The organism is Phyllobacterium sp. YR531 (genome assembly GCF_000282595.1).
Lineage (GTDB): Bacteria > Pseudomonadota > Alphaproteobacteria > Rhizobiales > Rhizobiaceae > Phyllobacterium.
In genome coordinates this window covers 39,601-63,105 of the sequence record NZ_AKIZ01000041.1, presented here as the reverse complement: position 1 = coordinate 63,105, position 23,505 = coordinate 39,601, and the positions used below count along the sequence as shown (strand labels likewise).

General features: G+C 51.7%; 22 protein-coding genes and 1 tRNA gene. 15 read left to right on the top strand and 8 right to left on the bottom strand.

The features are described from left to right. Positions 1-5: 5 nt before the first annotated feature. Positions 6-485 carry an SRPBCC family protein gene (locus PMI41_RS24070; protein ID WP_008129293.1) on the bottom strand — a complete coding sequence of 160 codons (480 nt, stop codon included), beginning with the start codon at positions 483-485 and terminating at the stop codon, positions 6-8. A gap of 300 nt (positions 486-785) precedes the next feature. Continuing rightward, positions 786-875, bottom strand: a tRNA-Ser gene (locus PMI41_RS24065). A 240-nt stretch (positions 876-1,115) separates the two neighbouring features. Between PMI41_RS24065 and PMI41_RS25600 the strand changes: the two genes are divergently transcribed. The 4 genes from PMI41_RS25600 to PMI41_RS24045 all read left to right on the top strand — a co-directional run bounded on the left by PMI41_RS25600 (position 1,116) and on the right by PMI41_RS24045 (position 5,427). Next, positions 1,116-2,432 carry a septal ring lytic transglycosylase RlpA family protein gene (locus PMI41_RS25600; RefSeq protein WP_280113463.1) on the top strand — a complete coding sequence of 439 codons (1,317 nt, stop codon included), beginning with the start codon at positions 1,116-1,118 and terminating at the stop codon, positions 2,430-2,432. Then, positions 2,422-3,630, top strand: coding sequence for a D-alanyl-D-alanine carboxypeptidase family protein (locus PMI41_RS24055; protein WP_193372112.1), 1,209 nt, complete (start codon positions 2,422-2,424; stop codon positions 3,628-3,630). The genes PMI41_RS25600 and PMI41_RS24055 overlap by 11 nt, the downstream gene beginning before the upstream one ends. 76 nt (positions 3,631-3,706) lie before the next feature. Then, entirely contained in the window at positions 3,707-4,378 is a 672-nt protein-coding gene (gene tmk, locus PMI41_RS24050) for a dTMP kinase (protein ID WP_008129286.1), read from the top strand. Then, the gene (locus tag PMI41_RS24045) at positions 4,375-5,427 is read left to right on the top strand and encodes a DNA polymerase III subunit delta' (RefSeq protein WP_008129284.1); all 1,053 of its coding nucleotides are present in this window, start codon (positions 4,375-4,377) and stop codon (positions 5,425-5,427) included. Before tmk ends, PMI41_RS24045 begins: the two co-directional genes overlap by 4 nt. On the opposite strand, the gene PMI41_RS24040 is transcribed toward PMI41_RS24045, so the two are convergent. After that, positions 5,424-6,185: a site-2 protease family protein gene (locus PMI41_RS24040; RefSeq protein ID WP_040856776.1), complete on the bottom strand. Its 762-nt coding sequence runs from the start codon at positions 6,183-6,185 to the stop codon at positions 5,424-5,426. The genes PMI41_RS24045 and PMI41_RS24040 overlap by 4 nt on opposite strands. Before the next feature lie 161 nt (positions 6,186-6,346). Here PMI41_RS24040 and metG point away from each other — a divergent pair, with 161 nt between their 5' ends. From metG to PMI41_RS24015, 5 genes are read left to right on the top strand one after another with little or no spacing between them, the layout of a single operon-like run. Next, the gene (gene metG / locus PMI41_RS24035) at positions 6,347-7,906 is read left to right on the top strand and encodes a methionine--tRNA ligase (RefSeq protein WP_280113464.1); all 1,560 of its coding nucleotides are present in this window, start codon (positions 6,347-6,349) and stop codon (positions 7,904-7,906) included. A 4-nt stretch (positions 7,907-7,910) separates the two neighbouring features. After that, on the top strand, positions 7,911-8,699 hold the full coding sequence (locus PMI41_RS24030; RefSeq protein WP_008129277.1) for a TatD family hydrolase: 789 nt from the start codon (positions 7,911-7,913) through the stop codon (positions 8,697-8,699). Next, positions 8,692-9,498 carry an MBL fold metallo-hydrolase gene (locus PMI41_RS24025; protein ID WP_008129275.1) on the top strand — a complete coding sequence of 269 codons (807 nt, stop codon included), beginning with the start codon at positions 8,692-8,694 and terminating at the stop codon, positions 9,496-9,498. Before PMI41_RS24030 ends, PMI41_RS24025 begins: the two co-directional genes overlap by 8 nt. After that, on the top strand, positions 9,495-9,965 hold the full coding sequence (locus PMI41_RS24020; protein WP_008129274.1) for a YbaK/EbsC family protein: 471 nt from the start codon (positions 9,495-9,497) through the stop codon (positions 9,963-9,965). Before PMI41_RS24025 ends, PMI41_RS24020 begins: the two co-directional genes overlap by 4 nt. A gap of 49 nt (positions 9,966-10,014) precedes the next feature. After that, the gene (locus tag PMI41_RS24015) at positions 10,015-10,545 is read left to right on the top strand and encodes a hypothetical protein (protein ID WP_008129272.1); all 531 of its coding nucleotides are present in this window, start codon (positions 10,015-10,017) and stop codon (positions 10,543-10,545) included. Positions 10,546-10,707: 162 nt separating this feature from the next. Here the strand turns inward: PMI41_RS24015 and PMI41_RS24455 are convergent, their stop codons facing one another. Continuing rightward, a complete protein-coding gene (locus tag PMI41_RS24455; RefSeq protein ID WP_157179485.1) occupies positions 10,708-11,220 on the bottom strand; it encodes an AAA family ATPase in 513 nt (170 codons plus the stop codon). Next, positions 11,217-11,729, bottom strand: coding sequence for a GNAT family N-acetyltransferase (locus PMI41_RS24005; RefSeq protein ID WP_008129268.1), 513 nt, complete (start codon positions 11,727-11,729; stop codon positions 11,217-11,219). The genes PMI41_RS24455 and PMI41_RS24005 overlap by 4 nt, the downstream gene beginning before the upstream one ends. A gap of 127 nt (positions 11,730-11,856) precedes the next feature. Between PMI41_RS24005 and PMI41_RS24000 the strand changes: the two genes are divergently transcribed. From PMI41_RS24000 to PMI41_RS23990, 3 genes are all read left to right on the top strand, one after another. After that, the gene (locus PMI41_RS24000; RefSeq protein WP_008129265.1) at positions 11,857-12,918 is read left to right on the top strand and encodes an ABC transporter ATP-binding protein; all 1,062 of its coding nucleotides are present in this window, start codon (positions 11,857-11,859) and stop codon (positions 12,916-12,918) included. 158 nt (positions 12,919-13,076) lie between these two features. Next, on the top strand, positions 13,077-14,066 hold the full coding sequence (locus PMI41_RS23995; RefSeq protein WP_244424003.1) for an extracellular solute-binding protein: 990 nt from the start codon (positions 13,077-13,079) through the stop codon (positions 14,064-14,066). Positions 14,067-14,128: 62 nt separating this feature from the next. Continuing rightward, positions 14,129-15,790: an iron ABC transporter permease gene (locus tag PMI41_RS23990; protein ID WP_052025974.1), complete on the top strand. Its 1,662-nt coding sequence runs from the start codon at positions 14,129-14,131 to the stop codon at positions 15,788-15,790. 132 nt (positions 15,791-15,922) lie between these two features. Here PMI41_RS23990 and PMI41_RS23985 read toward each other — a convergent pair whose 3' ends face one another. The 3 genes from PMI41_RS23985 to tssH all read right to left on the bottom strand — a co-directional run bounded on the left by PMI41_RS23985 (position 15,923) and on the right by tssH (position 19,854). Beyond that, positions 15,923-16,453 (bottom strand): OmpA family protein, encoded by a 531-nt coding sequence (locus tag PMI41_RS23985; protein ID WP_008129260.1) that lies wholly within the window; start codon positions 16,451-16,453, stop codon positions 15,923-15,925. Between the two features lie 199 nt (positions 16,454-16,652). Continuing rightward, a complete protein-coding gene (locus tag PMI41_RS23980; RefSeq protein ID WP_008129259.1) occupies positions 16,653-17,129 on the bottom strand; it encodes a type VI secretion system tube protein Hcp in 477 nt (158 codons plus the stop codon). 67 nt (positions 17,130-17,196) lie between these two features. Then, positions 17,197-19,854 (bottom strand): type VI secretion system ATPase TssH, encoded by a 2,658-nt coding sequence (gene tssH, locus PMI41_RS23975; protein WP_008129257.1) that lies wholly within the window; start codon positions 19,852-19,854, stop codon positions 17,197-17,199. A 283-nt stretch (positions 19,855-20,137) separates the two neighbouring features. On the opposite strand from tssH, the gene PMI41_RS23970 reads away from it, so the two are divergent. The 3 genes from PMI41_RS23970 to tssC all read left to right on the top strand — a co-directional run bounded on the left by PMI41_RS23970 (position 20,138) and on the right by tssC (position 23,375). Continuing rightward, a complete protein-coding gene (locus PMI41_RS23970) occupies positions 20,138-21,247 on the top strand; it encodes a type VI secretion system ImpA family N-terminal domain-containing protein (protein ID WP_008129255.1) in 1,110 nt (369 codons plus the stop codon). 124 nt (positions 21,248-21,371) lie between these two features. Continuing rightward, the gene (gene tssB / locus PMI41_RS23965; RefSeq protein ID WP_008129253.1) at positions 21,372-21,893 is read left to right on the top strand and encodes a type VI secretion system contractile sheath small subunit; all 522 of its coding nucleotides are present in this window, start codon (positions 21,372-21,374) and stop codon (positions 21,891-21,893) included. Beyond that, the gene (gene tssC / locus PMI41_RS23960) at positions 21,894-23,375 is read left to right on the top strand and encodes a type VI secretion system contractile sheath large subunit (protein WP_008129251.1); all 1,482 of its coding nucleotides are present in this window, start codon (positions 21,894-21,896) and stop codon (positions 23,373-23,375) included. It begins immediately after the preceding gene. Positions 23,376-23,505: the final 130 nt, after the last annotated feature.

Here is a 23,505-nt window from a genome sequence, read left to right as displayed (position 1 = left end):
AGGCATTACAAGCCTTCCAAATAGTGCGCTTTCTGCGAAGGATAGTAATCGTCGAATGATGGCAACGCATTGCCTTCGCGCGCAGCAACCAACATGTCCAGATAGTATTCCCAGCCGGGGCCAACGTCTCCAGCGAGCTTCCGGTCGCTCAGGTGCTGCACAAAACGCAACTCTGTCGTATCGCCGTTTTGTTTTAGGGAGAGTGTAATGCGCCAATCGCCAAAATCATCCTTCATGGTAACTACCAAGCGGTTTGGCGCCTCACATTCTTCAATCATCATTTTCGCCCACGGCTTACCCTTCTCGTAAACCAGCTGTATGCGCACAAGGTTTCCCGGTCCCGCGTCGCCCTCCCAAGGGCCAAACCAAAGTGCCGTTTCTTCGGACTTGGTGACGCTCGACCAGACATCAGAGATATCGGCAGCGAACGTGCGTATGAGGATCAGATTGTTCCCATCAAGGCGACCTGTCGGTGTCGGATTCATTGCGATTTTTCCTGATTAAAATTTGGCAGCGATTGATGCATGTTTGATTAAAGATGGTATTTTAACCGGATCAGGCCGGGTAGATAACCTCCTGGAAATAATACACTTGTTCTTAGATTTCGCTGAAGCTCATTGATCGGTCTGAGACCTAAACCTATAGCAGCATCGCACAAGATTTTTAAGCTTCAGTGCGATCATCCCAAGTGTAAGACATTGGGCAGCTTTGGGTTCGCAGAGCAATATGGGATTACTTTGTGCCGTGGTAGACTGATACCAATTTCGGCAGGCAGGCTTGGGCTATGGCGGAGGGGGTGGGATTCGAACCCACGGTAGGCTCTCACCTACGCCGGTTTTCAAGACCGGTGCCTTAAACCGCTCGGCCACCCCTCCAGCGCGCCGTCTATGCGCGATTGTCTCGGCGATTTCAAGCGCTTTTGCGCACCTGCGGCAAACTTCACGATATTTTACCGATTGAACACACGGTTTGTTAACAGCGTATCAACCTCTAGCTGACATTTATGGAAGCTGTAAAAGTCCGCGATGGGTCTCGGCTTTGCTCAAATGTTTCAATCTGGTATTTATACCTTGATGTAAAATTGTGGGGACGGCCAACCCGGCCGGTAGTTTGCATTGCCAAAAGCCAAAGCTTTTCGAATTGCCACTGTCACGCGCATTGCGGGCGTTGTGGCCATGGGCATTCTCATGGCGGCCTGCGCGTCGCCGAAAGCAAAGACTGCCAAAAAATCCCACGGCAAGGAATATTTCGCTGAATCCAAATATGGCGTGAAGGCGAGCCCGCGCGTTTGGACGGGCGGTAAAATCAAACGCGGCGGCGGCCGCGATCAGGTAGGCCGACCATATCAGGTTGCCGGAAAATGGTACTATCCAAAGGAAGAACCGGGTTACATCCGCAAGGGCAGGGCCTCCTGGTATGGCTCGGCTTTTCACGGGCGCCTGACAGCCAACGGCGAAGTTTATGACACAGCCCAATTGTCTGCTGCCCACCCCACCATGCCTTTGCCAAGCTATGCGCGCGTAACCAATCTGGGCAATGGCAGCTCAGTTATCGTTCGCGTGAATGATCGTGGGCCTTACCATAGCGACCGCGTTATCGATCTTTCACAACGCGCCGCAACGATGCTCGATTATCAGCATACCGGAACAGCCGATGTGAAAGTCGAATATGTTGGTCGAGCCCCATTGAATGGCGATGATGATCGCTTCCTTATGGCTTCCTATCGCGGCCCCGGTGCGGCTGATCCTTGGGGGCAGCCTGCATCCGGTGTGATGATTGCCATGAATGGCGCCACACCAACGGGCCGCAAACAGACGCCAGTCCCTGGCATGGTGCGTCCAGAGCCGGCAGGTATTCAGGTTGCTAGCCTCGGTACCCAGCCTATGTCCCTTGGTGATCAGGCAAACCAACTGGCGCTACCGCAGCAACAACAGAATTTTGTCGATGAAACCGGCCTGTCCTTCAATAGTGATATTGATCCCATCCTGCCATTGATCGGGCCATTCGTCGCCGATAAGCCCGCAGTCCTGATTGGATCGTATAAGGGCAGAAAGGGCACTGCATCGCCTTTCGTGAACTCCTATGCAAGCGAGCGCGTCGCAATGGCTCATGCACCTGTCGCAGCAACCGAAATGCTGCTTTCGCCTGAGACAGTAACGACAGCCTGGAAGTCCATCAGCGCCTCGCAAGCCTCGTTCGAAGGTGAATATGTCGATATCGGCCTGTTTGCCAGCAAGGAAGAGGCTGCCCGCCTGATGAGTACACTTGCCCCCTTCGGCAAGGTTAAACTCTCCGAAGTTGCCAGCCCGACTGGTGCGCGTATTGCACTCGTGGCCAAGGCTGATAATGCAAAAGAAACCGACGCCTTGTTGCAGGCGGCCTGGAAGGCTGGTGCCGATGATGCGTTTGTCGTTCGCGACGATGGCCACTGAGCGCAATCAGGCGCCATCTCAGTTTGCAAAGCATCTTCGTATATATGCTTTGGGTCTCAGTGTTGTGTTTGCCCCGTTAAGTTCTGCCAGCGCGGAAGATGCCCTGTTCGAAACAAAGGCCAAACAGGCCCTGATGATCGAAGATCAGACGGGCACAATTCTTTTTACAAAATCTCCCGATACATTGATCGAGCCTGCCGCACTGGCAAAACTTATGACCATGGAAGTGGTTTTTCACGCGTTGAAAACCGGTGAGATTTCACAGACCACGCAATATACAGTTAGTGAAAATGCCTGGCGGACGGGTGGGGCACCATCTGGTGGTTCAACCATGTTCGCGAAGATCAAGTCGCAACTCGCAGTTGGTGACCTCATACAGGGCGTCATCGTGCAATCGGCAAATGATGGCTGCATCATTCTCGCAGAGGGGATCGCAGGCACAGAAGCGAAGTTTGCAGAATTGATGAACACCCGGGCCAAAGAGATCGGGCTGACAGCTTCGACATTTGTCAATTCGACCGGCCTGCCAGACCCAAAGCAACGGGTATCATTGACCGACCTTGTTAAACTGGCCCGGCACATCAAAAAAGAATATCCCGACTATTACAAAACCTATGCGCAGGACAATTTTACCTGGAACAACATTTTCCAGCGCAACCGGAATCCGCTGTTGAGGCTCGATATCGGTGCAGATGGTATGGGCACAGGATTTACCGAACAATCGGGCTATGGCATTGTTGGTGCTGCTGAACGCAGCGGCCGCCGATACATTGTTGCATTGAGCGGCCTTGCAACGGACAAGGAACGGGCGGAAGAAGCAAAACGCATCTTCGAATGGGCCTATCAGGCTTTCGAGGAAGTGGACATTTTCGGGATCGGTGAAACTGTTGGCGAAGCCAGCGTTTTCGGCGGCGTTAAATCCGGTGTACCACTGAAAGCCCATGAGAAGGTCAGCATCCTTGTTCCTGTGGCCAATCGTGATCGCCTGAAAGCGCATGTCGTCTATAGTGGACCACTGGTAGCGCCACTCGAAGCAGATCAGCACGTTGGCACGTTGCGCATCTGGATTGGCGATGCTCTGGTTCAGGAAACACCCGTCTATACGGCGGAAGCCGTTGCAAGTGGCGATCTTACCGAGCGCGCGCTCAATGCGGTGTTTGAACTGACAACCGGCTGGATGCGTCGATTGAGCTTCTAGGATCGTTGCACATCACGCGGGCGAACGTTAGAACCCATTGTACGAAATTACATTGGTTCGAAAGACAGCAATAAGCGTGCAAGGATTATTCATTACTTTTGAAGGCGGCGAAGGCGCTGGCAAATCGACCCAGATTGCCCGGCTGAGCGAGCATTTGCGTGCAAACGGAATTGACGTGCTGGTGACCCGCGAACCCGGAGGAACACCCGGAGCTGAGGCTGCACGCCATGTCATCCTGAGTGGAGCCGCAGAATCGCTAGGGCCCGCGATGGAAGCCATTTTGTTTGCCGCTGCCAGAAACGACCATGTGGAGCAGGTAATACGCCCGGCACTTAAGTCCGGGCGTACCGTGCTTTGCGACCGCTATATCGATTCGAGCCGGGTCTATCAGGGTGTCACGGGCAATCTCGATCCACTGCTTATGAATGCCATCGAGCGAACAGCCATAAACGGCCTGATGCCGGACCTGACAATTATTCTTGATCTGCCGGCGGAAGTCGGACTGCAGCGAGCAAATGCGCGGCGTGGTACAGATGTGGCAGACCGTTTTGAAAAAGAAACTCTCGAGCTGCATACCAGACGACGCGACGCTTATCTCGCCATAGCCAAAGCAGAGCGTAAACGCTGCAGAGTTGTCGACGCGGAACGACCTGTTGATGAGATAGCCGCTGAAATCGCCAAATTTGTCGATGGCGTGAGGGTAGCGAGCGATTTGCGCAGTTCGGAAATAGTTGAGGGCATTAAATGAGCGACGTCGTTCTGGATGTACCAGCCGCCCACGATGCAATCGACGGGGTGCCTTCTCCTTCGGCAAATCCGGCATTGTTTGGCCATTCGGGGATAAGATCATTTCTGGCTCAGGCCTATCAATCCGGTCAAATGCATCACGCATTGCTGCTTGAAGGCCCGCAAGGCATCGGCAAGGCAACGCTGGCATTTCATCTCGCCGGACATATGCTCAAATATCCTCAGGAGGCGGATGCGCCGTTGACGCTGGCAACGCCGGATTTTGGATCAGCGCCATACCGGCAGATGGCGACCGGCACGCATCTTTCGGTTCTCCACATAAGCAGACCCTTTGATGCAAAGGGCGGAAAATTCAAAACCGGCATACCTGTCGAAGAAATCCGCCGTGTCGGACATTTCCTTAACAGGACATCGCATGACGGCGCTTGGCGCGTGGTTATAGTAGACCCTGCTGATGACATGAATCGCAATGCTGCCAATGCCTTACTAAAAACTCTTGAAGAGCCACCGAAGAGAACCCTGTTCGTTTTGATATCGCATTCAGCGGGGCGGCTTCTGCCTACGATCCGTTCCCGTTGTCAATCGATCCGTTTTGAACCACTGGCAAACCCGGATCTGGCAGCAGCCCTCAAGGCGATCAACCTCGACACACAATCGTTGCCAGATGCAGATCAACTGATGACACATGCGGATGGCAGCGTGCGTAAGGCTGCCTTGTTGCTCGCTTTTGGTGGCCTCGAGATTTCGGCCGCGGTTGATGGTATTCTTGAAAAACGCGTATTCGACGTTCCAAAAGCCCATGCTCTGGCAACAGCGCTCTCCGGACGCGATGCGGAAATCCAGTATGATCTGTTCCTTGAGGATTTATTGGCGCGGGTCGCCATAAAAGCGCGCCTTGCTGCTGAGCAAGGCAACAGCAATGAAGCCAATCGCTGGTCATTGCTCTGGCAGGATATGCAAAACGAGGCGAGGGACGCTGCTGCGTTCAATCTTGATCGCAAGCAAACGGTTTTGATTTTTCTGGAGCGTATCCAGCGAGCGTTTAATTAGCGCCAGAACCGAAACAGCTCAAATCCGTAATACGCATAGCTTGGATCGATACTAACGAGCCCTGCAAGTTTGTAGGATGCGTTCCAGATTGCACCGCTGACTGCATCCGACAGAAAGATAAACATCAGGGCGAAGCTCAGCATGGAACCCAATTGCTGCGCTTGTGCCTGCATGTCGTAAGGAAGGTAGGAGCGGATAATCCCAAAACCATCCAAGCCGGGAATTGGAAGCATGTTCAAAACAATGGCGGTGGCTTGTAATGCTGCCAGAAAACTCATTGCGGCCCAGAATGTATCCGTGCTCGTTGTCTCAGGCAGACCGGCCATAAAGGGGAGGCCTAGCACAAGCAAGATAACCAGATTTGCAAAGGGACCGGCAGCCGAAACGATTGCATCCCAATGTTTGGTCTTCAGGACGCTTCTCTGGATGTAAACGGAGCCGCCCGGAAGACCGATACCGCCAATCAACAGGAAAACCAGAGGTAGGGCGAAACTGTATAAGGGGTCTGCGTAGCCTAGCGGGTCGAGTCTCAGGTAGCCTTTGTCCAGAACCGATCTGTCGCCGCCATAATAGGCCGCCAATGCGTGAGCCCCTTCATGCAGGCAAAGCGAGACAACCCAGCCGGAAAAGACGAATACAAAAACCCATACAGGAGCCTCGTTGCCTGCATAAAGCAGAAATCCGGAAAATAGGAAAAGTCCGGTTACCATATAGAAATTGGCACTCAAGCGCCGGGGAGAGGCAGGAACTATTGTCAAACTGGTACCCAGCAAACTGAATGGAAAAGAAGTGCAAGACATACGGTTAGCTGTAACTATAAGCAAGAGCACTCAGGTGGCACGCACACTATGGCAATCATGCCTGACATGCGTTATGTCAACCAGACGTTTTCTCCCAAGATGTAAATACAAAAGACGAAATCAGGTCACGCATGAGCCGCGAAAAATTCTACATTACGACTGCCATCGCTTATCCGAACGGAAGCCCGCATATCGGCCACGCCTACGAGGTGATCGCTACTGACGCCATTGCGCGCTTCAATCGCCATGACGACAAGGATGTCATGTTCCTCAGCGGAACTGACGAGCATGGAATCAAGATGTTGCAGACCGCCCGCAAGGAAGGGATCAGTCCGCGCGAGCTTGCAGATAGAAACGCCAAGCTTTTCCGTGACATGGGGCATCTTTTGAATGCTTCATTTGATGATTATATCCGCACCACTGAAGAGCGCCATTACAAGTCTTCACAAGCGATTTGGCAAAAAATGGCAGACGCAGGTGACATCTATAAAGGTGGTTACGCTGGTTGGTATTCCGTGCGCGATGAAGCCTATTATCAGGAAGAAGAAACTGAACTGCGGGCTGACAATGTGCGCTATGGCCCGCAAGGCACACCTGTCGAATGGCTGGAGGAGGAGAGCTACTTCTTCCGGCTATCCGCCTATCAGGATCGCCTGCTTGCTCTCTACAGCGAGCACCCCGGCTTTATCGGACCGGACGAGCGACGCAATGAAGTTGTGTCTTTCGTAAAATCCGGGCTGAAAGACCTTTCGATCTCCCGCACCACATTCGATTGGGGCGTTCCTGTTCCCGGCGATGAAAAGCATGTGATGTATGTCTGGGTGGATGCCCTTACGAACTATATCACTGCTGCCGGTTATCCGGACGAAAATGCTGATCGCTGGCACTACTGGCCTGCTGATGTGCATATCATCGGCAAGGACATTATCCGTTTCCATTCCGTGTACTGGCCAGCATTCCTTTGGTCTGCCGGCATTGAATTACCGAAACGGGTTTTCGGTCATGGCTTTGTTTTCAACCGCGGCGAGAAGATGTCGAAATCGGTGGGAAATGTTATCGATCCGACAGCACTCGTGGAGCATTACGGCCTCGACCAACTGCGGTACTTCCTGCTGCGTGAAATTCCCTTCGGCCAGGACGGCAATTACAGCCATGAAGCAATCGTCAATCGCACGAATGCTGACCTTGCCAATGATCTTGGTAATCTGGCCCAGCGTTCATTGTCCATGATTGCCAAGAATTGTGAAGCCAAGGTGCCACAACCGGGTGCATTGACCGAAGCAGACAAGGCTATTCTGGATCAGGCGGTTGCTGCACTTGATACAGCCCGCAAAGCAGTCGGTGTACAGGCCTTGCATCAGGCCTTGGCTGCAATCTTTAGCGTCGTGGCTGAAGCGAACCGCTATTTTGCCGGTCAGGAACCTTGGGCTCTCAAGAAAACAGACCCGGCGCGTATGGAAACAGTTCTCTACGTAACGGCTGAAGTGATCCGTCGTGTTGGCATTCTATGCCAACCCTTCATACCGGGTTCGGCTGAAAAACTACTCGATATTCTGGCCGTGCCAGCTGAGAAACGCAACTTTGCCGACCTGACGGCGAGCCAACTGGTTCCAGGCAGTGACCTGCCCGCACCACAGCCGATATTCCCTCGTTATGTCGAGGCGGAAAAAGCGGAATAGTCCGATGCTGGTTGATAGTCACTGTCATCTGGACTTTGCAGACTTTGCCGAAGAACGCGACGCAATCGTTCAACGGGCGCTTGATCATGGCATCAAGCGCCTTGTGACGATCTGCACGCGGGTGCGCCGCTTCGATAGCATTATCGCAATAACCGAAGCCTATGAAAGTGTGTATGCCTCGGTAGGGACACACCCCAATAATGCGCATGAAGAGCTTGATATCACGGTTGAAAACCTCGTTGAACTGTCAAACCATCCAAAGGTCGTGGCTATTGGTGAGGCGGGCTTGGATTACCATTACGACTATGCCCCGCCGGAAGCACAGGCGCAGGGTTTTCGCACCCATATTGCAGCATCCAGAATAACGCAGCTGCCCTTGGTCATACACGCCCGTAGTGCCGATGAAGACATGATTTCCATTTTACGCGAAGAGACAGGGAAGGGTGCTTTCCCTTTTATTCTACATTGTTTTTCGTCCGGTACAGAACTTGCGCAAGTGGGTGTCGAACTTGGTGGTTACATCTCCTTTTCGGGTATTCTGACGTTCCGGAATTCGCCTGAAATCCGGGAGATAGCAAAAAATATTCCCCGAGACCGGCTTTTGGTTGAAACCGATGCCCCCTATCTCGCGCCAATGCCACATCGCGGCAAACGCAATGAGCCAAGTTTCGTGCGCCATACTGCTTCTGTTCTGGCCGAGACGATTGGCGTTAGTGAAGAGGAAATCGGCCAGATAACATCTGACAACGTGTTCCGCCTGTTCACCAAGATGCCAAGGCCCCAAAATGCCTGACCGGTTGCGCTTCACCATTCTTGGTTGCGGCTCGTCACCGGGCGTGCCGCGCCTTAATGGTGACTGGGGCAACTGCGATCCTAATGAACCAAAGAACAAGCGTCGTCGCGCCTCAATGCTGGTCGAACGTATCGGCGAACACGGGATAACGACGGTCATTATCGATACCGGACCAGATTTCCGTTCGCAAATGATCGATTTTGGCCACGGGAAGCTTGATGCCGTTGTTTATACCCACGCTCACGCTGATCATATCCACGGCCTGGACGACCTGCGTACCTTCGTTATCGATCGACGGGACCTCGTAAACATCTACGCCGACGCGACGACGCAGCGCCGACTGATGGAAGGCTTTTCCTATTGTTTTAAAACGCCGGAAGGCTCGAGTTATCCACCAATTTTACGTCCGCACGAGATTATCCATCACGAGGCATTTGAGATAGATGGGCCGGGCGGTCCAATACGGTTTCTACCACTGCCGCAAATACATGGCGATATCCTCTCATTGGCCTTCAGGATTGCCGATGTGGCGTACTGCTCCGACGTCAGTGCGTTTCCAGATACTACTGCAGCACAGCTTTTTGACCTTGATTATCTGGTCATCGACGCATTGCAGTACAGGACGCATCCAAGCCATTTTTCGCTAGCAGAATCAATCGACTGGATTAACAAGCTAAAGCCACATAGAGCCATTTTGACCCATATGCATATTCCTCTTGATTATGGAACTGTGCTTAGGGAAACACCGGACAACGTTGAACCAGCCTATGATGGTCTGTCATTCGAGGTTGAGTTATGAGCAAAAGTGTCGAGCGTGTGCGCCAAGCTGCGATGACAGCGGGTCTGGACATCGAAATCCGACAAATGGCAGATTCAACTCACACTGCCGAAGATGCTGCAATCCAGTGCGGCGTTACCGTAGAGCAGATCGTCAAATCATTGGTTTTTCAAGGTGCCGAGAGTGGCAAGCTTTACCTGTTTCTAGTATCGGGACCGCGAAAACTTGATCTCGCGAAAGCTGCAGGACTGGTCAGCGAACCCTTGCATCGGGCCGACCCCAAACATGTGCGCAAGGAGACAGGTTTTGCCATCGGCGGAGTTTCGCCGCTGGGGCATCTGATCGATATCAGAACCTATGCGGATGCAAGTCTCATGCGGTTCGATGTTGTGTGGGCGGCGGCTGGCGGAACAAACTTTGTATTTCCATGTGAACCAAATGTGTTGGCGGCAGCCGCTAAAGCACAGATTGCAGATATCACAGTCTAAAGTGCCAAGAACGGCAACTTACTGGTTGAGGCGAACGCAGGACTGATCAATGAGCCGCATTTCACCCATCAATTATGATCAGGCTTCTCCAGAAGCTCGTGCTGAACATGACCTAGAGCTTAAGTTGCGCGGCCGGATGACCAATATGAAGCGTGTGTTATTGCACTCGCCAGTTGCCCATCGCATTTACGCCGAATGGTTTACATTGCGCGATCTCTTGCGACCTGTAGTTTCAGACCGTGCGATATGGTTGTTTTCGCTTGCAATATCGGAAGCGAATAAATCAGCCGTTCCTATAACTTTTTTCCGAAGAGCACTTATCGACTCCGGCATCGATCCTGATGCAATTTCACCCGATGGTGACGAAGCCTTGCTGACGGCATTTGCTGCAGCAATCGTTGCGGACTCCAACGCTATACCTGAGGGCATATGGCAAAAGCTGAAAGCCGTGTATTCCGAAAGTACGATCGTCAATCTGGTCGCGTTTGCTGGCATTATGATTGCAACTACAATCTTTACAAACACCATGGAGATTGATCTCGATCCCGAGCTTAACTCGTATCAGAAGAAGAATCTTTAACGCCTTGTCAGTAGCTACTGCAGTGATGATCAAGGGGAAGTCTCACCGGCTACATAATTTAGTTCCATAATCTATCTTATGCGATGTCTTTATGGAATTGTCATCCACCCTTTTACCGTCTCGTCGCACACCACCCTTGGGATGATCGATCCACGTCAAAGCTTACTTTTGATTTTTGTAATATTCTATAACTCGAGCAGCATCTCGCCGATTGCGAATCTCAATTGTATTGGCGGACTTGCTCGCCCCAGCCAAAGCAGCGCTATCCTTATCTCCGAAGATTGCATCATATTGAATTGTGGTACGGACAAGGTTTAGTCGAATACCATCCCGCATGAGTATTCTGAAGACGCGGAGCCACCATGGCGGTGCCATTCGGATGACTAGTTCGGCCCGATTGGCGCGATCCTGATAAGTCCGTGAATTACCTCCCTCAATGACCCAGCAATCTTTAAAAACAACTGCACGTACAAGGCGATCAATTTCGTCTGCTTCCCGCAGCTTTCCATTCTCATCCCAAACGGCATCATCCACTGAGTAAACCGGCAATTGCAATTGCTGGGCGAGTCTTCGTGCCAGCCAGGTTTTTCCTGATCCGGGCGCTCCGATAATCATGACCCTGCATATTGCCATTACCGCACTATATCGCTTGATAGCCTCTACCAGAGGTATCAAATGTTGCTCGTGTTCGGATATCTGAACACCAGATCAGCCGGGTCTTCTCTTATAGCCAATAAATCCAGTTGACCACCGAGTCTTTCGGCGAGCTTTCGTGACCTGACATTGTTTGGATCCATATAGCTGACGAGTGTCTTTAGCCCATAGATTTTGAATGCCCAGTCACGCAGTGCTTTGGCTGCCTCAAAAGCGTAGCCCTTACCTTCAGACCTGGGATATACGAACCAGCCCAATTCATGTTCGGGAAAGAGCGGACCATGATTGATTCCGACCTGCCCATGGCAGAAACCAGTATCACGATCTTCGATCATCAATGCACCGTGCCCCATCAATGACCAAAGCGCTACGTCGTGACAAAATATTCCCCAAGCGACTTTGGTGGAGTAAGGCCCTCCCATATATTCCGATCGTTGCGAGTACATCAGCTCAGCATAGCTCGGCCAGTCCTCAATTTTCATTGGGCGCAGTAATAGCCGTTCGGTTTCGATGGTTGGTATATTGCTCATTTTATACATCCGGTATGCATGTCAGAATTTGGCACAGGCGTGATTAGCACACTCGTACTTCATTTGCATTTCGACCAAATTTAGTCGATCAAGACGTCACAAACTGCCAGCAGACAGAGACAGATAAATGCATTCAGAAAAACGAGCTCATCAAACGACAGCACTCCAACTTGATGCCGTCGGCAGGAGCTTCGGCAAGGTCGATGCGCTCAAGGATATAACACTGTCCATCCAGACTGGTGAAATCATTTGCCTGGTGGGCCATTCAGGTTGTGGTAAGTCGTCACTTTTGCGGATCATCGCAGGCGTCGACAGGCCTGATAGTGGCGTCCTTTCCATGAATGGCAGGCAAGTCGCCGGACCGCAATATTTCGTGGAACCGGAAATGCGCAGGATTGGATTTGTATTTCAGGATTATGCTCTTTTTCCGCATTTAACGGCTGAGCAGAACATATTATTCGGCTTGAAGGCCCTACCAAAGGAGCAAGCTTCAGAACGAGCTAAAGAAGTCATCGATCACGTTGGCATCGCTTCGCTCACCAAACGTTATCCGCACATGCTTTCTGGCGGTGAGCAGCAGCGGGTTGCATTAGCGCGCGCCCTCGCCCCCAATCCCGATATTCTGCTCATGGACGAGCCGTTTTCCAGTCTGGACTCCGGCTTGCGGCAAAAAGTGCGTCAGGAAACATTTCAGCTGCTGCGCCGACTGGGTACGACTGTAATCATGGTGACACATGATCCGGAGGAAGCCTTGTCTGCCGGTGATCGCATCGTTTTGATGCGCGAAGGTCAGATCGTTCAGATTGGCACCGGCTACGATCTTCATGATAGACCAAATTCACCTTATGCTGCAGACTTCTTTGGTGAGTTCAACAAGATACCCGGTATCTATCGAAATGCTCAGATTGAAACGGTTATCGGCCCTTATGCTTGTGAAGCGGCACTTCCGGAAGGTAGCGATGCCCTCGCCTATGTGAGACCCCATGCTATTTCAGTCAGTACTGACGAAGGGCCGACGATCGGAAAGATAGTTGAGCGGGTGTTTCTTGGTGACGTGGAACAACTGACAGTTGATGTCGAAGGACTCTCCCAACCATTGCACGTTAAAACTGTTGAACGGTTTCCCCATACCACCAACCACATCAGCCTTGCCATAAAGTCTGATGGCTTGCTTATATTTGCCGCATAACAATCTCTGGTTTAAAGCAGATCAACATTTCGTGAGAAACGCCTGATCCCGTTGTTAAAACTTGATAAAATTGGTCATGTATGGTTTGGCCTTGATTGTGATTTTTCATTTTCAAGGGGGCTAAAATGCATTCATCCAATATAGCTAAATCAATTGTAATGGCAGGGACACTGGCACTCACTGCAGGCACAGTATCAGCTGCCGAACTCAATATATACACCACACGTGAACCCGGCTTGATCCAGCCACTGCTCGACTCCTTCAAAGCCTCGACAGGCATCACCGTCAATACGGTTTTCTTGAAGGATGGTCTGGCAGAACGCGTTTCCAGCGAGGGTGCAAGCTCTCCCGCCGATATCCTGATGGCCGTCGATGCAGGTAATCTCGTCGATCTTGTGGATAAGGGTGTGACCCAGCCAATCGAATCCAAGACCCTTTCCGATGCAATTCCAGAAACATTGCGCGATCCAAAGGGCAACTGGTTTGGTCTGTCCATGCGCGCACGTGTACTTTACACTGCCAAGGATGTTGATCTCGCAAGCTTCAACTATGAAGATCTTGCCGATCCAAAATGGAAGGGCAAAATTTGCATTCGTTCCGGCCAGCATCCTTACAATACAGCCCTTTTTGCCAGCTATCTGGCGCATTACGATGCAGCAGAAACTGAAAAATGGCTTGCTGCGGTCAAGGGAAACCTCGCGCGAAAGGCTGGTGGTGGCGACCGTGACGGAGCCAAGGATATTCTGGGCGGTATTTGCGACATTGCTATCGCAAACTCCTATTATGTCGGCTTGATGCGCTCTGGAAAGGGCGGCGAAGATCAGGTCAAATGGGGCAACGCAATCAACGTTGTGCTTCCTACCTTCAAAAACGGCGGTACGCAGGTCAATATCAGCGGTGCAGCAGTTGCAAAACATGCGCCGAACAAGGCTGAGGCTATCAAGCTGCTTGAGTACCTGGTTTCCGATGAAGCCCAGAAGATCTATGCCGAAGCCAATTTTGAGTATCCTGTAAAGGCAGGCGTGAAGGCAGATCCGATCATTGCCTCCTTTGGTGAGCTCAAGATTGATCCAACACCGTTGACCGAAGTTGTAAGTCATCGCAAAGAAGCGAGCGAACTCGTAGACAAAGCCGGTTTCGACAACTAATCAAAAGCGACAGGCGTCCGCATTTGCGGTCGCCTGTCTCACACTTTGAATGGAAGCGAGTTTTGACTGCGCCGTTAGCAACCAATCAGCGGCGTAGCCGTAGCGGATCGGGATGGATTGTCTCGGCAGGAATTGTCGCAGTTCTCGTCCTCCTGCCTGTCTTTGCGCTTGTGTTGCAAGCGGTACAAGGCTCGGATGGCCTATGGTCTCACTTGCTCGCGACGACCCTGCCCGTTGCATTGGCCGATACATTTATTCTGCTATGCGGAGTTGGGTTGCTTGTCGCGATCCTTGGCACCGCGTCCGCCTGGCTGGTTACAGCCTATGATTTTCCGGGCAGGCGAATTCTGGAATGGGCCCTCATTTTACCTCTGGCAGTACCAACCTACATCATAGCTTATGCATATCTGGATATTCTGCATCCAATAGGCGTCGTTCAGGGTGCAATCCGCTGGGCACTAGGATTTTCCAGCCCGCGTGAATTTCGATTGCCCGATATACGCAACATGACAGGCTGCATCATTCTGCTTGGCTTTGTGTTGTACCCTTACGTGTACATTCCCACTCGTGCACTGTTCCTCATGCAGTCATCCAATTTAATCGAAGCAGCACGGACACTTGGTGTTTCACAACGTCAGATATTCTGGCGAGTGGCACTGCCCCTCGCCCGCCCGGCCATAGCCGTTGGTGTCAGTCTGTCCCTCATGGAGGCATTGAATGACATAGGTGCATCCGAGTTTCTGGGCATACGCACGCTCACAGTCTCGATTTACACAACTTGGATAACACGGACTGATCTGCCGGGAGCCTCGCAAATCGCGCTTTCTCTGCTCTTGATTGTGGTCATGCTGGTGACCGTAGAGCGTTGGGCAAGGCGCGAACAACGCTATTCCATCAGCGCACAGAGAAGCCGTGTTTTTGAACCGACGCGGATAACAGGCAGGCGCAGCACAGCATTTTTTTGCATGGGACTTATCCCGGTTCTTATAGGGTTTGTCTTCCCCGCCATCTATCTAGCAACCGAAGCGTGGAAGCGCTTTCAGTTTGCGGGCCTTTCACCCCGGTTAGTCACTGAAGCTGGCAACACCATAATTTTCGCCTCCGCAGCTACATTAGTCACTCTGCTTCTGGGCGTTTTGATCGCCTATGTTGCCCGTCTGCGCCCGGGAGCAGCCTCCAACTGCTTTTTCAGGCTGGCAACTGTTGGCTATGCTGCACCTGGCACTGTTATCGCTATTGGCGTTCTTGTCCTGCTCGCCGGACTGGACCAGCTCATAAACAGGACTGCCATTGCCTGGTTCGGCATCTCGACCGGGTTGCTGTTCATGGGGTCCGGTGCAGCGCTGATTTACGCCTATACAACAAGGTTTCTTGCCATAGCTGCAGGTGGTATGGAGGCCGGACTGACTCGTATCCCGCTTACTTTCGATCACGCCTCCCGTACTCTTGGTCAAAGTGCCAGCGGCACATTCAGGCATGTTCATTTACCGCTTTCAAAAGCGGCACTAATAGCTGCTGCGCTGCTTGTCTTTGTTGATTGCGTTAAAGAGCTACCGGCTACGTTGCTGTTGCGGCCGCTTAATTTTGAGACATTTGCAACCCATCTTTACGGGGAAGCGGCGCGGGGCACCTATGAAGAAGCATCCATCGCAGCATTAGCCATTGTAATTATCGGAATACTGCCCGTTATTCTCCTGTCGAGGGTCGGAACACGGGCTTCCTGACTAGTGATGATATACTATAGTTATCATTCACTATACTTGCCGGAAAACAAAAAAACCGCTGCGATGAGCAGCGGTTTTTCCATTTTGAATTCAAATTCCTGAGGCGATTCGCCGGGAAATAATGATCTCAATTCAACCTTGTGGAAGAACAATCCGCGTCTCAACGCGTCGATTCTCAGGAGCAAACGGATCACTCACGCTAGGATGGCGCTTGCCAAAACCTTCTGCTTTCAAGCGCTCAGCGGATACGCCAAGACCTTCCAGATAGGTTGAAACAGACTGAGCACGACGCATCGACAAGGTGTCATTGTACAGGTCCGTACCGGTAGCGTCCGTATGACCTTCCACCTGGAATGAAGCGACTTTCAACGCTTTGTTGTTCATCGCCTTGGCAAATTCATCCAATGTTTGCTTGGCTTCGCCCGTCAAACGATCGGAATTGAGCTCGAAAGTAACCTTCATGTTCAATGGCGAAGCATCTTCATTCACAAGCTGTTTCGCGCATTCCTGCTCAGTCCCAACGCAAATAGCGCGCGACTTGCCAAGCTCAGCAGACTTGATGAAGTGCTCAACTATGGCTTCGGATTTGTACGCTGGATCTGCAAAAGACGGTGCAGCAAAGCTTACCAAAACTGCCGCCGAAACAGAAAGGAGCAATCGCATAGTTATACCTCTTCATGGGCCTATAAGTTGCATCTAGTTGTATTCAGAATAAATTAACCACGGCACTAATTCAAGCAAAGCTTTACACGTAAAAAAACATTCATATCAACGTCATGCGGGTGGGGTTTGCTATAAACCACAATGTCCGAAAAAAGCTGAAGCGGCCCGATGGGCCGCCTCGATTGTCCGATATATGGGCTTACGCTGCGCGAGTTGTTGCCAGATCGTAAGAAGCAATCAGCGGCGACTGCGGCATATGGTTGTTGTCGTATGGTGTGTACTTCACTTCCATCTTCGTGAAGTTCAAACGCAATGTCTCAACTGGGCGATCACCATTTGAATCAACCGAGTAATTTGCGATCAACGTATTGGTCAGGATGTATTCGATGTAGGTGTCACCAGGATTACCGGTGGTTACCAGGTGAATAGTAGCCTTCTTGCCTGTACGGCCGGCGCAGGCTTCCTGGAAAAGCTTTGTGGATGATGAATCGCTAACTTTCGTTAGTACAACTTCACTAAGCGTCGGTTCCGATGCTTCGCGGTTTGCTGCGGAACCCGCCGAGGTGTTCATTTTGCGGCCTACGTTCCAGTGGATCGCTTCAATATCCATCCAGCGCTTATGCGTTTCATGTGTCGCATCACCCTGAATTTGGTCAATCTGCAAGTAAATTGGCATTATCTAGCTCCTTTAGTCGGTAGGACTGACGGGATAAACCCCTCTCCGTGAATTGCCTAAGCAAAAGTTATGGCAATATATCAACCTCCCTAGCATCCTTATGTGACGGATATTCGGTTGGGTTCTTAAGTACTGTTACAGGTTCGATATCAACAATAAATCTCCCCGTCCCGTCAATACCTACACGCACAACTTCCGGATGTAAATTTTCTAAATTCAATTCCAGAATACTTCGCGATAGTTTTGGCAGTAATTCGCGGGAAATTGTTGATTCGATCGCTCGGGCACCTGTTTCGACCGCCTTGGACCGATCAATCAGCGCTTGCATAGCCTCATCCGAAATAATTAGTTCGGCTTTATAGGCATCGCGCAGACGCTTGCTCACCTTGCCAATTTGCAACTTGACGATCATTGCTAGCACGGTTTCATCAAGTGGCCTGTATGGCACGACTGTCACGCGGCCAAGAAACGCAGGTTTGAACTGGCCCAGCAATTCCGGTTGCAACATGTCGACCAGAGCCTGTCCTTCAGGCATGGTATCGGGATCTGCTGCAAGGGCGGTGAGTGTATTTGTACCCGTATTGGCTGTCATAAGGATGGTGGTATTCTTGAAATCAATATCCCGCCCTTCCCCATCTTTCAGCATGCCCTTGTCGAAGACCTGATAGAAGATGTCCTGCACACCCGGGTGCGCCTTGTCGATTTCATCGAGCAGCAGCACGCCATAGGGACGCTTGCGGACGGCTTCTGTCAGAATGCCTCCCTCGCCATATCCAACATAACCGGGCGGCGAGCCCAGCAGCAGGGAAACCTTATGTTCTTCCTTGAATTCGGACATGTTGATGATCGTGAGGCTCTGATCCCCGCCATACAGCGTTGAGGCAAGTGCTAATGCAGTCTCGGTTTTGCCGACGCCGGACGTTCCTACCATGAGAAATACTCCGGGTGGGCGTCTGTCATCGCCAAGACTTGCGCGCGCAGTAATCATGGCATCCGAAATCAGCGTAATTGCCTGATTTTGCCCGACAACACGCTCCTGCAAACGGGATTCGAGCGATTGAACGGCTTCTACCAGACTGCGAACCAGGCGGCCCACGGGAATGCCGGTCCAACGGGCGGTTACAGCAGCAACAGTCTCCCTGTCGACAACGCGATGGATCAGTGGGGATTCACCCTGCAGTGCGCGCAGCTCCTTCTCAAGCAAGGCGAGTTTGGGCCGATTTTCAGGCTCGGCAAAGCCGGTTTCCACCTCGTCCGCATTTGCCACCAGTGTTTTCTCTTGCTCCAAGCGTGTCGCGAAGGCCTTGGCGCTGGTTTGCAGGCTTGCGAGCTGCTCATCAATCTCGACCAGCCGTTCGGTCGCCGCCGAGGTATCAGGCTCCAGTTCCAGCCGTGTTTTTTCCAGATTGAGCAGATCGATTGCCCTGTTTGCGTCCTCGATTTGAGCTGGAACAGTGGCACGTGAGATTGAGACAGCTGCCGCGGCAGTGTCGATCAGGCTGACTGCCTTGTCTGGCAACTGCCTCCCTTGAATATAGCGCATGGAGAGTGACACGGCGGCCCTGATGGCCTCATCGCGTATCTTCACTCCATGGTGTTTTTCCAGTGCGGGTACGAGGCTGCGAACCATGCGAACTGCCGTTTCTTCATCCGGCTCATCAACTTTGACCACCTGGAATCGGCGCGTGAGCGCTGCGTCGCGTTCAAAATATTTCTTGTATTCGCCCCATGTTGTTGCGGCCACAGTACGCAACTCGCCACGAGCCAGTGCAGGTTTAAGCAGATTGGCAGCATCACCCTGCCCGGCCTGACCACCTGCCCCGACCAGACTATGCGCCTCATCGATAAACAAAATGACTGGAACCGGTGAAGCTTTTACATCGTCAATGACGCCCTTGAGGCGTCGTTCGAACTCACCTTTAACACCCGCGCCTGCCTGTAAGAGGCCAAGATCGAGTGTGAGCAAACGGATGTCTTTGAGCATGTCCGGCACATTGCCGGCCGCGACTTCAAGTGCAAATGCTTCGGCGATGGCAGTCTTGCCGACACCTGCTTCACCAACAAGGATTGGATTATTTTGTCTGCGGCGGACAAGAATATCGATCAATTGCCGAAGTTCCGCTTCGCGCCCGACAACCGCGTCTATTTCGCCATTGCGGGCTTGTTCGGTCAGATCAATCGTAAATGCCGAAAGAAACTCTTCGTCGCCGCTGTGGACAGGTGCGTTTTCAGAAGATTGCGGCCTTGCCGATATAGCTGGTTCGCTGCCTCGCTCCTCCATCTGGCGCTCAAGCTCACCCAGCCTGATATCGCGTGTGGAAGGCATTGCGCTGATTGTCGTGGCGCGCAATGTGCTGTCTGAAAGCAGAGTGTGCAGCAGATCGAGAACCCCGACGCTTGAGCGCCCACTTTGCAGCGACGCTCCAATCCAGGCTTCCCGGATGACATCGATTATGCTGGTCGATATCGCCGGAGCAGAGCTGTTGTCCCGTGGATAGCGCTCAAGAGCCCGATAAGCCTCAGTTTCCATCGACTCAAGATCGCCACCGCTCCTTTGAATAATCTCGCGAAAACGTTCGCTTTTATCTTTCAGAGCAAGCAGCCAATGTTCAATTTCGACGCTGGAATGATTATTCCTGACCGCAATGGCAACGGCTTCTTCAAGGCCTACGACTACCTCCCCGTCCAGTTTTTGAACGAGCCGTCTCAGATCCAGTTTTGGCATGAAATAATACCTGCTCCTGCTATTGCCGCGCGTACATTAGAAAAAACCGGAGTGAAAAATCAATCGCCAAAAACAACGAATGTTAAAGTTGACCCGCTTAAACAGTGAACACGGCCAAAACGTTGCATCTGCCAATAGTTTTTATTTGCTAGTGAGGAATCGTTAAAAGCGTTCACCATGTGGATTTAACAAAACGCTACTACGCAGCAATGTTCCATTTGACATATTCTTCGCATAAGGTTCAAAACGGCGTCTCAGAGTTTTGTGTATTTGGGTATTGCGAATGAATAACTATGAAATTCTCGGTGTCGCATTTGCCGGGGAAAACCCTTGCGGTGTTAACCTTCGAATCGATAGTAAACTCGTGTCTGTATATCAGGCGATACGGGATGCCCGCTCAAACGCCCGCTCCGAGGACCGGACAATCGAGAATCCTGCAATCATAAGTCAGGATGATGACCGGAATTCCAGCACGAACGAATCTCTGGTTCACCGGCCATCAATTCATTGGCGCACCGTGCATGACCTGTCTTTTGATGCCCTATCTCTACACACGAAAGACATAGAAATATTCTCCTGGTTGATGGAAGCGGCGGTCCGTGTCGAAGGAATTCAGGCGCTGACGGAGATTCTGGCGGCTTTCGACAAGATGGTGCACAACCATTTCAGTTACCTGCATTCGATAGATGACGAAGACCTGGCCGATAAGCTTGCGCCATTGACTGGCCTGAATGGCAGCCAGGATGATGGTACGCTGGTGCGACCGTTGCGTCTTGTTTCCCTGCTTCCCAACGAAATCTATGGCCGCTTCAGCCTTTGGGCCTACGATCAGGCATTCCGGGACCTGTCTGGACCGCAATGGGCTGAATTTCGCGATGCACTCGAACATGTGGACGGCCACGCGTTCGGACGCATGAAGAATGACACAAACCGCGCACTGACAATACTCACCGCTATAGACGAACACCTGACGGAGGAAAGCAATGGTAATGCCGGCTCCTTTTCCGTCTCACGTATTCAAGCTGTACTGGAATCAATAAGCGGAGCTTACAGCGAAATGGAAAAGCTGGTTGCGCATGTTCCTCAAAATCCGGCTCCTGTAATTGCCGCCACCGAAACCCCGGAGCAGGGTCAACCTGTCTCCGCACCGCCCGCTCCACGGCAAACCGGACCTATACAAAACCGCGAACAGGCCTTTGATCAATTGCTTCAGGTTGCCAATTTCTTTCGTGCAACAGAACCCAACTCATCATTGCCATTCGCTTTGGAGACACTCGTCCGTCGTGGGCGGATGGACTTTGTACGTCTGCTCGAAGAACTGATACCGCATGATGAACTGCGTCGCGATGTGATGATCCGGGCGGGAATAGACCCGATAAATCGACGCGAGTGAAGCGCATTAAGAGGGTTTCAATACAACCGCTAGTAACCCTCAGTTGAGAAAATAGTTGCTAACTTCAAAGGGTTTGCAATAATCCCCCCACTTCTTAGAAGCACACATAGGCAGGAGGCATCAATTGGCCAGCGTTCACGACAAACTCGAAAGAGTCCGCAAGCCGAGGGTACACATCAAGTACGAGGTTGAAACCGAAGGTGCGGTTGTCGAGAAGGAACTGCCTTTCGTGGTGGGCGTTCTCGGCGATTTTTCCGGCAATCCGACAGATCCGCTGAAGCCATTTGGCGAGCGCAAATTTGTTCAGATAGATCGTGACAATTTCGACGACGTTATGCGCCGCATGACACCGGGCCTTAACATTCGCGTAGAAAATACGTTGGAAGGCAAAGGCCGCGAGATGGCTGTCGCGCTTAAATTCGAGAAGCTTGAGGATTTTGAACCGGGTTCAATCGTTGAGCAGGTTCCTGCCCTCAAGTCACTGCTCGAAGCCCGCAACCAATTGCGTGATCTTTTGACCAAAGCTGATCGTTCTGAAAACCTTGAGGTTCTCCTTGAGCGTATTCTCCAGAACCAGACCGATCTTAAAAAGCTCGCCGCTGAGCTCGACGAACGTAATCCCGGCAGCGAAAAAGGGACGAAATAAATGGCGACCTCAAAGAGCGCATCGCAAGGCACTACGACGACTGTCGTCAAGGAGAGCCTGCTTGATGAAGCAATCTCCGCTACCAAACAGACCTCTTCTGACCGCACCGAACAGTTGCTGCGGACCCTGACAAGCGAAGCATTGAAGGGCACGGTTTCGTATAACCGCAACCTTTCTGTTACGATCAACAATGCGATCAAAAAAATCGACGAGCTGCTGTCCACGCAGGTCGCCGAGATCATGCATAATGAGGATTTTCGCAAGCTGGAAGGCAGTTGGCGCGGTCTGCGCTATCTGGTTTACAACAGCGAAACGAGCGCAAATCTGAAAATCCGCGTGCTCAATGTCAGCAAACGCGAGCTTTCCCGCGATCTGTCGAAAGCCGTCGAATTCGACCAGAGCAAGATTTTCAAAACGATCTATGAAAGCGAATTCGGTATTGCCGGTGGCGAACCCTTCGGCGCATTGGTCGGCGATTACGAGTTCGGCAACTCGTTTGAGGATATCGAAGCACTGCAGAACATGAGTTCGGTTGCTGCTGCTGCCTTTGCTCCATTCATTGCTGCTGCTGGCCCGACACTTTTCGGATTTGATGATTTCACTGAATTGTCAAAGCCGCGCGATCTGGAAAAAATCTTTCAGACCAAGGAATATATCAAGTGGCGCTCGTTCCGCGAAAGCAGCGATTCACGTTTCGTGACGCTCACGATGCCACGCGTCCTGACACGCCTGCCCTTTGGTCCTGAAACCCTGACAATCGACGAATTTGATTACAATGAAGCAATCAAATTCGGCGATAAGGAAATGAACCATAATGATTATTGCTGGTCCAATGCTTCCTACATTCTTGGTTCACGGCTTACCGACGCTTTTGCCAAGAATGGCTGGTGCACGGCAATCCGTGGTGCAGAGAATGGCGGTAAGGTAGAATCCTTGCCGGTTCACATCTTCCAGAGTGATGATGGCGACACCGATACCAAGTGCCCCACCGAAATCGGCATTACGGACCGCCGCGATGCGGAACTCGGCAAACTTGGCTTCCTGCCACTCTGCCACTACAAAAATACGGACTATGCCGTGTTCTTCGGTGCACAGACAACACATAAGCCGGCAAAATATGACCGCCCGGAAGCAACCGAAAACGCTGCAATTTCTGCACGTCTGCCATACATGATGGCAACCTCCCGTTTTGCGCACTACCTCAAGGTTATTGGCCGCGACAAGATCGGCTCTTTCATGGAAGCTGAGGATTGCCAGGCTTGGCTCAATCGCTGGATTAACAATTACGTTAATGCAAACGATGATGCGGGCCCTGAAAATCGCGCGGCCTATCCCCTGCGGGATGCACGTGTCGAGGTTAAGGCAGTTGCTGGCAGCCCCGGTTCCTATGAAGCAATCGCTTGGCTCCGCCCATGGTTGCAGATGGAAGAACTGACAACATCACTGCGGATGGTGGCGCGTATTCCAAAGGCTCGCAACTAATCCAGACGATATGAGCCCGGTAACGGGTAGACTGTGATTGCACCGACCGCCTAACGCAAATGAATCGACGGGTTTTCCCTTAAATTCCAATGCGTAAGGCGGTCTTTCTTCCGATACTACTTTCGGAATT